This window comes from Streptomyces sp. NPDC003943 (assembly GCF_053605265.1).
In genome coordinates this window covers 12,192-24,040 of record NZ_JBSGIW010000015.1, presented here as the reverse complement: position 1 = coordinate 24,040, position 11,849 = coordinate 12,192, and the positions used below count along the sequence as shown (strand labels likewise).

At 70.7% G+C, this 11,849-nt stretch carries 8 protein-coding genes and 3 tRNA genes; 5 read left to right on the top strand and 6 right to left on the bottom strand.

Annotated elements, in window-relative coordinates; genetic code table 11:
* Positions 1–13: 13 nt before the first annotated feature.
* Positions 14–307 (bottom strand): YtxH domain-containing protein, encoded by a 294-nt coding sequence (locus ACWEV0_RS09270; RefSeq protein WP_453147823.1) that lies wholly within the window; start codon positions 305–307, stop codon positions 14–16.
* Between the two features lie 147 nt (positions 308–454).
* Here ACWEV0_RS09270 and ACWEV0_RS09265 point away from each other — a divergent pair.
* From ACWEV0_RS09265 to ACWEV0_RS09255, 3 genes are all read left to right on the top strand, one after another.
* Positions 455–527 (top strand) — tRNA-Asn (locus ACWEV0_RS09265).
* Between the two features lie 5 nt (positions 528–532).
* A tRNA-Asn gene (locus ACWEV0_RS09260) sits at positions 533–608 on the top strand.
* Between the two features lie 163 nt (positions 609–771).
* Positions 772–848 (top strand) — tRNA-Ile (locus tag ACWEV0_RS09255).
* Between the two features lie 260 nt (positions 849–1,108).
* Here the strand turns inward: ACWEV0_RS09255 and ACWEV0_RS09250 are convergent.
* A complete protein-coding gene (locus ACWEV0_RS09250) occupies positions 1,109–1,612 on the bottom strand; it encodes a carboxypeptidase-like regulatory domain-containing protein (RefSeq protein WP_453147821.1) in 504 nt (167 codons plus the stop codon).
* Positions 1,613–1,697: 85 nt separating this feature from the next.
* Between ACWEV0_RS09250 and ACWEV0_RS09245 the strand changes: the two genes are divergently transcribed.
* Positions 1,698–5,420 carry a hypothetical protein gene (locus ACWEV0_RS09245; protein ID WP_453147819.1) on the top strand — a complete coding sequence of 1,241 codons (3,723 nt, stop codon included), beginning with the start codon at positions 1,698–1,700 and terminating at the stop codon, positions 5,418–5,420.
* Positions 5,421–5,490: 70 nt separating this feature from the next.
* Here ACWEV0_RS09245 and ACWEV0_RS09240 read toward each other — a convergent pair whose 3' ends face one another.
* The 4 genes from ACWEV0_RS09240 to ACWEV0_RS09225 form a co-directional block, all read right to left on the bottom strand.
* Positions 5,491–5,856: a hypothetical protein gene (locus ACWEV0_RS09240; protein ID WP_453147817.1), complete on the bottom strand. Its 366-nt coding sequence runs from the start codon at positions 5,854–5,856 to the stop codon at positions 5,491–5,493.
* Positions 5,857–5,942: 86 nt separating this feature from the next.
* A complete protein-coding gene (locus tag ACWEV0_RS09235; RefSeq protein WP_453147815.1) occupies positions 5,943–6,542 on the bottom strand; it encodes an HAD family hydrolase in 600 nt (199 codons plus the stop codon).
* A gap of 27 nt (positions 6,543–6,569) precedes the next feature.
* Positions 6,570–7,064 carry a hypothetical protein gene (locus ACWEV0_RS09230; RefSeq protein WP_453147813.1) on the bottom strand — a complete coding sequence of 165 codons (495 nt, stop codon included), beginning with the start codon at positions 7,062–7,064 and terminating at the stop codon, positions 6,570–6,572.
* 107 nt (positions 7,065–7,171) lie between these two features.
* On the bottom strand, positions 7,172–7,501 hold the full coding sequence (locus ACWEV0_RS09225) for a hypothetical protein (protein WP_453147812.1): 330 nt from the start codon (positions 7,499–7,501) through the stop codon (positions 7,172–7,174).
* Positions 7,502–7,754: 253 nt separating this feature from the next.
* Between ACWEV0_RS09225 and ACWEV0_RS09220 the strand changes: the two genes are divergently transcribed.
* A complete protein-coding gene (locus ACWEV0_RS09220; RefSeq protein WP_453147811.1) occupies positions 7,755–11,789 on the top strand; it encodes an SGNH/GDSL hydrolase family protein in 4,035 nt (1,344 codons plus the stop codon).
* Positions 11,790–11,849 lie beyond the last annotated feature (60 nt).

Below are 11,849 nucleotides of genomic sequence, written 5' to 3'. Positions count from 1 at the left end.
GCGGTGTACGAGGTCAGGTGTTGCTGGTGCCCCAGTCGTCGTCCTCGTACCGCGCGGACTGCCCGGCGTAGTGCCCGTCGTGATCGCGCCGCGACCGGATCCGCTGCGCCTGGTCACCGACCACGTGCAGCGCCTTCCCGGCCGCGTGCCGCCCGCCCTGCGCGGCGGACTCGGCGGCATTGCGCACGGCGGGGTTCTCGGCGACCCGCTGGGCGCCCCGCTTCATCCGGTCGTACCACTCACGTCCGGCCCGCGTCCCGATCACGAAACCCACTGCCAGGCCGCTGACGAAGATCAGCTTGCGCACGCTGCGATCCTTCCCTGGAACCGTCCCGGGAGCGCTCTGGGGATACCGATTGGCGGAGCACCCCCCTGCTTGCGCTAATGTATGTCTCGCAGCGAGCGACCGCCCCCCGGCAAGGCCGAGGTGGATCCGATCGGTGCAACGCAGCAATCCCCTGTAGCTCAATTGGCAGAGCAGCCGGCTGTTAACCGGCAGGTTACTGGTTCGAGTCCAGTCGGGGGAGCGCGATCCCCTGTAGCTCAATTGGCAGAGCATTCGGCTGTTAACCGGAGGGTTACTGGTTCGAGTCCAGTCGGGGGAGCCACACGGAAGAGGACCCTTCGGGGTCCTTTTTCATTTCCCGTGGAACCGCGGGACCCGCTGCGGAGTCTTGATGATCGAGCATGGCCGACCATCCGGAGCAGGAGATCGTATGAGCGGCTATGCTGCGGCAGACGGCGCGCACACTTGTACGCGCCGTGGTGTTCGGGGCGGTAGCTCAGCCGGTTAGAGCAGCGGACTCATAATCCGTCGGCCGTGGGTTCGAGTCCCACCCGCCCCACCACTGCCCGTGCCCGCAGGAAGGATTTTCCTGCGGGCACGGGCTTCTTGTCCTCCACGGTGCACCCGGCGCGACCCACGGCATGGGAACGACACGCCGACGTCACCCGTACGCATCACTCGCCCCCTCCCGGCCGTCGGTGACGGAGAGTTTCGATCCGATGTATTCCTGCTACGTAGAGTTATAGTCCCTCGCGTACGGTGAACGTTTCGTGCCGCGCCCCGGAGGCCCGCATGTTCCGTGACCGCCCGCGACCTCGCAGGTCAGCGGAGGCCCGAGTCGAGGACGAGATCCAGTTTCACGGTTGCGCCGGGCGGCACGGTGACCTGGCGCGTCTCGCCCGGGTTGCTGACGTTGAAGACCCGGTTCTCGACCCGGACCGTGTAGGCGCCCGCCGTGAGCGAGAGGCGGTAGCGGCCCTCGTTGTCGGCCGTGGCGATCTTCGCGGTGCCGCCGTCCGCCGGTGTGAAGTCGACCCTCGCCCCGGGCAACGGCCTGCCCGGGCGAGGGCTGCCCACGGACTCCGGGCCGCCGACGCGGGGCCAGAGGGTGACCTGCCCCCACACGGTGCCCGGGCCGGTGCCGCCGCCGGAGACGCCCGGGTGCGTGGTGTTCGTGGACCCGCAGCCGACCAGTACCGCGGCGAGGACGAGGAGAAGGCCCGCGCGCCGCGTACGGAGATATCCGCCGGCCCCGCCGCGGACGCCGTGAACGGCGCCGCGGCACTCGACAGCACCCAGCGGTTCCACCGGTTCCAGGAAGTCCACCGGAGCCCGACCCGGCCGCGAGCCGGAGTACGAGGCGCGGGACTTCCCCGCCAGAAGGGGCAAGGAATTGTCACGACCACGGACCATGGCCGACCTCCAGAGGAGATGGCCCCGAAGGCCATCATCCGGCTGGGGGCGCCGGGTCGCCACCGCGGCGATCGCGCTGCTGCTCCCCGTCTCCTCACTCGTGGCGGCCGGCACCGCGGGCGCCACGACCGCCGGCGCGCCCACGCCGACCGTGACCTCGCAGAAGGTCACGCCCGGCGAGTTCAACGGCGACCTGAGGAAGATCAGGACGCGGCCGCCGCGTCCTGACGGCCCGGCCCGCCAGGAGGACGGGCGCGTCAGGCGTCGTGTGAAGCCCGACACGCGCCCCGACCCGCTGGCCGGCAAGGCGCCCGCCCGGTTCAGGGGCCCCGGGGCGCTCTCGGACATGATCCAGGACTTCGAGGGCGTCAACAACGTCAACGGCATCTTCCCGCCGGACACCAACGGGGACGTCGGCCCGAAGCACTACATCCAGCAGGTCAACAGCTCCTTCCAGATCTACGACAAGAACAATCCGGGCAACGGTCTGCTGACGGCGGGAAGCCCGCCGGTGCCGACGCCCATGGCCACCAACCAGCTGTTCTCCACGTACCAGCCCTCGACCAGCCTCTGCCGCACGACCAACCGCGGCGACGGCGTCGTCCGGCACGACCCGATCGCCGACCGCTGGGTGATCACGTACTTCGCCTTCAACGTGGACTCCTCGAACGACCCGGTCGCGCCGTACCACGAGTGCATCGCGGTGTCGAAGACCGCCGACCCGGTCACCGGGGGCTGGCACCTCTACGACTTCCTGGTCAGCAACCAGCGCTTCAACGACTACCCCAAGCTGGGCGTCTGGCCCGACGCGTACTACGTCACCTTCAACTGGGAAGGCGCCCCGGGAGCGGGCGGAGCGTACGCCTTCGACCGGGCCAACATGCTGAACGGCAACCCGGCCGGGTTCGTCTGTTTCGGCTGTGACACCGGCATCGGGCTCAACGGCGGCGACGGCTTCACCCGCCTCTCCTCCGACACCGGCATGCTGCCCGCGGACTTCGACGGCACCCGGCTGCCCACCTTCGGCGCCCCCGCGACGCTGACGCGCATCACCGGCAACAACACGCTGCGCAGCTTCGCCTTCCACGTCGACTGGCAGGTGCCGGCCAACTCGACCCTCACCCAGCTCGCCGACGTCACGGTCGCGGACTTCAACACCAGCCTGAGCGGCATTCCGCAGCCGGACACCACCCAGACGCTCGACCCGCTGTCCGACCGGCTGATGCACCGGCTGCAGTACCGGAACTTCGGCACCTACGAGTCGATGGTCGTCAACCACACCGTCAACGTCGACGGTGCCGGTCACGCGGGTGTGCGCTGGTACGAGCTGCACCGCCCCGCGGGCGCCGCGAACTGGATCCTGCACCAGCAGGGCACCTTCGCGCCCGACGCCGCCCACCGCTGGATGGGCAGCATCGCCATGGACAAGGCCGGCAACATGGCGCTCGGCTACAGCGTCTCCAGCGCGCCCGCCACGCCGACCGCGCAGGACCCGAAGGTCTACCCCTCCATCCGGGCCGCCGCCCGCCTGGCCGGTGACCCGCTCGGGCTCCTCCCGCAGAGCGAGCTCCGGATCCGCGACGGCAACGGCTCGCAGACCGGCGCCTCCCCGGACGGCATCGGCCGCTGGGGCGACTACAGCGCCATGCAGGTCGACCCCACCGACGGCTGCACCTTCTGGTACACCACGGAGTACATGCAGACCACGTCGAACGCCGGCTGGCAGACGCGGGTCGCCTCCTTCAAGTTCCCCACCTGCAACCCGGCCGACGTCTCGATCACCAAGTCCGGTTCGCCCAGCCCCGCGGTCGCGGGTGCCGAGCTCCGCTGGAACCTGGTCGCCAAGAACAACGGCCCGGACGCGGCCGACAACGTGATCGTCGAGGACGAACTCCCGGCCGGCAACGTTCCGTTCAGCGTCACCCAGCCCGGCTGCACGATCACCGGCCAGAAGGTGCGGTGCGAGCTCGGCACCCTGGCCGACGAGGCCTCCGTGCCGATCCAGATCCGCAGCCAGGTCGACCCCGACTACGACGTCCCGGCCGGCGGCCCCACGCCGCTGACCGACGACGCCACCGTCAAGGCCGACCAGTTCGACCCGGACACGGCCAACAACAAGGCCACGGCCTCGGTCAACGTCAACGAGCAGGCCGACGTCGCGGTCTCCAAGTCCTGCGACAACAACGTCCTCGCCGGCCAGCCCGGCAAGTGCACCATCTACGTGGACAACAACGGCCCCTCGACCGCCCGCGGCGTCGTCCTCACCGACACCGCGACCTCGGACGGCACGTTCACGATCAGCTCGGCCACCGCCAGCCAGGGCGGCTGCGGCTCACTGCCGCCGCCCGACCAGTCCAGCGGCACCGTCACCTGCCCCCTGGGCAACATCCGGCCGGCCACGCCCAGCGGGCCCGGCCGGGCGACCGTGGTTGTCTCGTACACCGCCACCGAAGGCCAGACCGTCCACGACTCGGCCACGGTGACCTCGGACACCCCCGACCCCAACAGCGCCAACAACACGCAGAGCACCCAGCTGCCCATCACCTCGCTGGCCGACCTGAAGATCACGTCCGCCACGGCGACCCCGGACCCGGTGACCGCCGGAACGGACCTGACCTTCTCGGTGACCGTGCGCAACAGCGGGCCGTCCACCGCGCAGAACGTCGTCCTCAAGGACCAGCTGCCCGCGGGCGTGACCGTCACCTCGATCACGCTGCCGTCGAGCACCAGCTGCACGGCGGGCGTGCCGGGTGACCCGTTCCAGCCGGCCAGCTGTGGCCTCGACCTGCTCAGGCCCGGTGCCACGGCGACCATGACCATCGTGACCAGGGTCAAGCCGACGACCACCGGCGTGCTGCACGCGGACGCCTCCGTGACCAGCGTGACCCTCGACCCGAACAACTCCGACAACTACGCCCACACCGACACCACCGTCGCGACCCGGTCCGACCTGAGGGTCGCCCTGGCCGACTCGCCCGACCCGGTCGTGGCCGGCACCTCGCTGACCTACACCGCGACCATCACCAACGGCGGTCCGTCCACGGCTCGTACGGTCGAGCTGACGGAGGACCTCGACAACGGCGTCACCTTCCAGTCCGCCAGCATCTCCAGCGGCGGTGAGGGCACCTGCGCCCAGGTCGTGGACAACCCGCACCGGATCGAGTGCCGACTGGCCGACCTCGACCCCGGCCAGTCGGTCGTCGTCTACACCCAGGTCCTCGTCTCCCCGTCCGCGCCCGCCAACAGCACGCTGACGACGAGCGCCCGGGTGAGCACGAGCAGCGGCGACCCGAACAACGCCAACGACAGCGCGTCCGCCTCGACCTCGGTGCGCACCCGGGCCGATCTCGCGGCCGGGCTCACCGCCCCGTCGCACCGGTACCAGCCGTCCACCAGCGTCACGTACGCCGCGACGATCAAGAACAACGGACCGTCCGACGCCCAGTCGGCCGTGCTCACGGTCACGCTGCCCGGCACCAAGGTCGGCAACTACGTCTCCGACACCGGCGGCGCGTCCTGCACCCACACCGCGACCACCAACGCCACCACGGTGACCTGCACCTATCCCAGCCTGGCCGCCGCGGCGAGCCACACCGTCGACGTCGTGTACTTCTTCCGCGGCAACGCGAAGCTCCAGAACACGACCGCCAGGGTGAGCTCGGCGACCACTGACCCGGTCAGCGGCAACAACACCGCGACCTGGGCGGTCGACACGAAGTAACCGCCCCTCACCGCACATGACGAAGCCCCAGGCCAATGGCCTGGGGCTTCGTTCATGGCAGCGCCCTTGCCTACGAGGTCAGGGGTACGCCGAGGAAGGCCGCGAAAACCAACAGCGTGACGACGACCAGCAGCGGGGCGGCGACGGCGAAGCCCGTGCGTCGTGGCGGGATCCAGGCGGCGATCAGCAGGGCCAGGGAGACCAGAAGACCCACCAGGAAGGTGGGGAAGGCCACCCTGAAGCCGGCCTCGAACCGGTCTGCCTCCACTCCGCCGCATGAGTCGCAGGCCATGGGCGAGAACATGGCGAAGACCAGAGCGACGAAGCCCAGCGGCAGGGTGATCAGGGTGGAGAAAAAGGGCGGGATCCAGGATCCGGTGACCCGTACTTCGGCGGCTTCGGGGGTGTCGGCGGTGTCGGCGGCGTTTGCGGGCATGGGGACACTTCAGCGCACCGGGACGGCTGGGCGGATGAGTTGCCGTACTCATCCTCCCCACCGTCACATGCCTAGCCCAGGAGTGCCTAGCCCAGGAGCTCCGCCAGGGCCGCGTCCAGCTGCGCGGCGCCCGTGAAGTGGAGCGCGGTGATGCCCACGGCCCGGGCGCCCGCCACGTTCGACGGCTTGTCGTCGATGAAGAGCGCCGCCTCCGGCGGGACGCCGACGAGGCGGAGCGCGCGGGTGTAGGCCGCCGGGTCGGGCTTGGTGGCGCCCAGTAGGCAGGAGAAGAGCAGGGGGTCGAAGCGGGCGGCGACCTGGGGGAGGACCTCCGGGAGGGCCTCCAGGACCAGGGCGTCGTTGTTGGTGAGCAGCGCCGTGGGCAGCGGGCGGAGACGGTCCACGATCTCCAGCACGGCGGGGTCGGGCTCGAACGCGCTGCACCAGACCTCGTGGAGGTCGGCGGTGTCGCCCGGGTAGCCCAGCTCCTCCCGCAGGGTGCGGTGGATCTCGGCCACCGAGCCGAGCCCGCGGTCCCATCGCGCGACCCGCCCGGACTCGTACAGCACCTGCTCCGCCCGCTCGGCGCTCACCCCGCACGCCTCGGCGAGGACGGTCAGCCGCCGCTGGGGATGGAACCGGCAGACCACGTCTGCGAGATCGAAGAGGATCACCTCGGGCCGCATGCGCCGACGATAGCCGCGGGCGGTGCCTCAGCCCTCCACCGCGGTGAGGTGGTACGTCGTGTCCACCCAGAAGCCGCCCGTCGAGGCCGCCTTGATCTCCAGGACGTACTGGCCCGGCAGCAGCGGGGCGAGGCCCGCCCAGAGGCCCCAGGCGAGGTGCATCTGGAGGCCCAGGCGGAAGGGGCGGGTGGTGAACTCGTGGAGGGGGAGCGGGACACCGTTGAGGTGAGCCTTCGCGACGGAGACGTCCAGGGGCAGGGGGGTGCGGGACTGGAGCTTGGTGTGGACGGTGTTGAGGACCGGGAAGAACACCGGGCGGTCGGCGGGGATCTCGCAGCGGCGGACCACCCGGCCGCCGTAGGTGCCGGCCAGGAACCAGATGTCGCCGGGTTGTCGCCAGTCCGCGTGTTCGCCGGTCGCGTCGGCGACGGGGCTGCGGCCTTCGGGGGCGGACCGCGCCCACTGCCACCACCGGGCGGCGAGGGTGCCGCCCTCGTCGTCGGTCAGCTGCCATTCACTCATGGCCTCATACCCTAGGGGGTGTCTCGCCGATCATGCCGGGCTCGCGGCCGCTCCCTGATCCGGCCTGATCGACGAGACGCCCCCTAGGGCCGTATCGCCCGTTGCTGTCACGGCGTGTCGAGGATGCCCATGAACAGCAGCGCCGAGACCACGACCACCAGCGGCGCGGCCAGGGCCAGGGCCGGGCGGCGCGGCGGGGCCCAGGCGGCGATCAGCAGGACGAGGGCGAGGATGAGGCCGCCGCCGAGGAGGGGGAAGGCGATGGCGAAGCTGTCGTCGAAGCGGTCGGCCTCGGCGCCGTTGCAGGAGTCGCAGGCCATCGGGGAGAGGCCCGCGAAGAAGAGGGAGACGAGGCCCAGGGGGAGCGTCACCAGGGTGGAGAGCAGCGCGGGGATCCACGAGCCGGTGGGGGCGGCGGGGGCGGGGTTCGTCGTCATGGGGACAGTTCAGCGCACCGGGGCGGCCGGGCGGATGAGTCGTCGTACTCATTCGGCCGGGCCGGATGCCCAGGGCGCGGGGTGAGAGTCGCAGAAGAGCGCGTGCTGTCAGGATGGCGCCCGCTTCCCCCCACGCAGAGCTCCGTGCCGGGTCCCGGTGCCGGATCCGGTGCGGTCGCACGCCCTGAACCGGGCGTGTCCCTCCCCCGGAAAGTAAGGACAGACGTTGAGCCCCACGAGAACGTTACGCGCCGTGTCGAGGCACGTGCGCGTCCCCGTCACCGCGGCCGTCGCGCTCGCGGTGGCCTGTGGTGTCACCACGCAGGCGTACGCGAGCACCATTCCGCCGGGTGCGGCGAACGGCTGGGCGCCGGCGGCCCCTTCGGCCGTGCCGCCCGCGCCGGGCGGCGAGCCCCGCGCCGTACCGCAGGAGAAGCGCGCCGAACTGCTCGGCGCGGGCTACCGGTCGTCGTCGGACCAGGCCTTCACGACGCTGGGCGACGGCACCGGGTTCCATGTGATGGTGGCCGCCGAGAAGGACGGCTACCGGTGGAAGACCGCGGCCTCGCTCTCCGAGCCCGGCTTCGACACGGACACCTGGATCGGCAACGCCTGTGTCACCGGGTCCGGGAAGTACGCGGCGGTCGCGTACGCGCCGCGGACCTTCACCAACAAGCCCGACCTGATGAGCCGTGGCGCCTTCACTGCTGTCATGGACCTGACTAACGGACGGGTCCGCAAGCTGCCGTTCCAGGCCACGCTCGGCTACTTCTCGCCGGGCTGCGGCACCGGCGACGAGGTCGTCTTCACCCAGTTCACCGACGAACTGACGGCGAAGAAGAACGAGACCCGGCTGCTCACCACCGACGCCCGCACCGGCCGCACCACCAAGAAGGCGACCATCGCCGGACAGGTCACCTCGGCGGTCCCGGCGGGCGGCGCGATCGTCGCCGCGCGCGGCAAGCAGGTCGTGCGGATCGACGGCACCACCGTGCGCACCGTCGCCCGCACCCACGCCGTCCCCTTCCAGCTCCAGCCGGACGCCGACGGCGGTGTCACCTTCATCGACCGCCTGCCCGCCGACCTGAAGCCCTCCGCCAAGGCCACCGCGAACCAGGCCGACCAGGCCGGCCAGGCGGCCGTGTCCCGGGTCGACGCCGGCGCCCTGCGCTCCCCGAACGCCAAGGGGCGGGCCGCCGAGCTGGCCCGTGGCCCGCTCACCGGCTTCGACCTGGCCCGTACGCCCGGCGGCACCGTCTACGTCACCGGCCGGGCCCGCAACGCCGGCCCCCTGCCCGCCGCGGTCCGCAACCCCGGTGGCATAGCCAAGGACGCCCGCGTCTCCAGCCGCGGCGGCGCCGCGCTCACCACGGCCTGGGCGGACGGCAAGGACTCGCGGATCTCCCAGCGCGACTCCTTCTCGGCCCGTACGGCCCGGATCACCCTCAAGGCGCTGGACACCGGTCGTACGACCGTCCTCGACGCCATGCCGGGGGACCGGCTCGGCGACGCCGCCGCCCAGCGCTCCGCGACCACGCTGAGCCCGGCCCTGTCCGCGACCGGCTCCGCGTCCACCGGCGCGGTGACCGCGTTCGCCTCGCCGGTCGACGACGACCGCACCTGCTCCGTGCCGCGCAACGACGTCAAGAAGCAGGCCTTCCAGCCGACCCCGCGCCAGATCGAGTGGGCCGTCGACCAGGCGATCGTCGGCAACCTCAACGCCGGCGCGAGCAGGCCGTCGAACTGGAAGAACACCGGCATGGCGGCCTACTCGCCGCAGACCCTGTTCCCGCTCAGCACCATGACGGGCGGCAGCGGCGCCGACTGGCACGTCCCGGCGCAGGTGATGCTCGGCATCACCGCCCAGGAGTCCAACATGTGGCAGGCGACCCGGTACGCGGTGCCGGGCGTCACGGCCAACCCGCTGGTCGCCAACTTCTACGGCGTCCACTACTCGTCCAGCGGCCAGCAGGCCGACCCGTGGGCCATCGACTGGTCCAACTCCGACTGCGGCTACGGCGTCACCCAGGTCACCGACGGCATGCGGCTGCCGAACAAGGGTCAGCCGGTGACGAAGACCGTGGCCCAGCAGGAGGCGGTCGCGCTCGACTACGCGGCGAACATCGCGGCGGGCGTGAACATCCTGATCGAGAAGTGGAACCAGACCCGTTCCGACGGCCTGCTCATCAACGACGGGCAGCCGAAGTACATCGAGAACTGGTTCTACGCCCTGTGGGCCTACAACTCCGGCTACCACCCGCAGTCCTCGGCCGGCACCACGTCCGGCAAGTGGGGCGTCGGCTGGACCAACAACCCGGCGAACCCGCTGTGGAAGGAGAACCGCACCCCGTTCCTGGAGAACGCGGCCGGCGGTGACGACTACAGCCAGGCCGCGCACCCGCAGGACTGGCCGTACGAGGAGAAGGTCATCGGCTGGGCCGCGCGACCCATCTCCGCCATGTTCAAGCCCGGCACCTTCGCGCCCGGCTACCGCGCCGCCTGGTGGACCTCCACCATGAACCGCACGACGGCCAAGCCGCCGATCGGCCTGTTCTGCGACAGCAGCAACGACTGCGACGCCTCCAAGATCAGCACGGACGCGACCAACAACACCGGCGGCGGCCCCTGCCTGCTGCCCGGTGACCCGAACGAGTCGGACCCGCTCTACCTCAAGTGCTGGTTCCACAAGTCCGCCACCTGGAAGAACTGCACCGCCAACGCCGAGTGCGGCAACCCGCTGCACCGCTTCGACACGACCTACCCCGAGCAGCCTGACGAGAACTCCTACCCGCCGCGGTGCAGCGCGGGTCTGCCGGCCGGCACGCTGGTCGTCGACGACGTCGCCAACGGCGTCACGCCGGCCGGATCGTCGGCCCGGAGCTGCGGAGCGGTCTCGTCCGCCGGCACCTTCGACCTGTCCTTCGCCAGCTCCTCCGGTCACATCGACCTGCACCAGATCGGCGCCGCCTACGGCAACCACTTCTGGTTCTCGCACACCAACAAGGCCGGCACGACCGACGCCGACCGGCTGAAGACCACCGGCACCTGGACCCTGGGCACCGGCAACCGCGGCTGGATGCGGGTCTGGGTGCACCTGCCCGACCACGGCGCGCACACCCGGCAGGCCGTCTACACCGTCGGCGGCAGCGACTCGACCAGCACCCAGCGGGCCAAGCCGCAGCGGCTCATGGAGAACAAGTGGGTCTCGCTCGGCGCGTTCAACTTCACCGGCACGCCCACCGTGTCGCTGTCGAACGTGACCCAGGACGGCAAGGGCACCGAGGACGTCGCCTGGGACGCGGCGGCCTTCGAGCCGCTCGGCGGCAAGCCGGCCAACCAGGTCGTGGCCATGGGCGACTCGTACTCCTCCGGTGAGGGCGCCTCGTCCAACGGCGGCGACGACTACTTCCCCGAGTCCGACTACTACGACGCGCAGCAGCCGGACACCGAGGACAAGTGCCACCGCTCCAAGTACGCCTGGTCCCGGGTGGCGGTCCTGCCCGGCTACGGCTCCTCGATCGGCGCCATGATGGACAGCATGAGTCCGAACATGGACTACCAGTTCGTCGCCTGCTCCGGCGCCCGGCACTTCAACATCCTGCGCGACGGCCAGAGCGGTGAGCTGGGCCAGATCGCCCAGGGCTACCTGGACCAGAACACCACCCTGGTCATGCTCTCCATCGGCGGCAACGACATGCGGTTCGCCGACATCATCCAGGAGTGCATCACGGCCCTGACCGTGTGCAACGACAACGAGCTCGACAACAAGAACCCGGACACCGGCGGCTCCGCCTCCGGCACCACCGGACCGCTGGACCAGTGGGCGCCGGTGTGGGCCCACGACACGGTCCGGCCGCGCCTGGCCAACACGCTGGGCGAGATCCACAAGCGCGCCCCGAAGGCGAAGATCGTGCTCATGGGCTACCCGAAGCTCCTGGAGAACGGCGGGCAGTGCGTGCTGGGCATCGGCACCGAGGAGGCGCCGTGGCTCAACTCGATGGCGGACACCGTCGCCACCGAGATGCAGGGCGCGGTGAACGACGCCAACACCGTCTACGCGGCCAACGCGGTCTTCTCCGACCCGCGCGACGAGTTCGCCGGCAAGGCGATCTGCGGTGACCCGGAGACGGTCAACGGCATCGTCCTGTCCGGCCACTCGAAGGCGGACAACCGCGACTGGAACTGGCTGCCCGGCAACGTCGCGCCGTCCATGAAGTCCTTCCACCCGAAGGTCTCCGGCGCCGCGATCTACGCCACGGCACTGCAGAACACGCTCAACGGCCGCTGATCACACGGCTGAACCGGCTCGGCAGCGTCCGATCCGGCTGACCCGACTCGACCGAAAAGG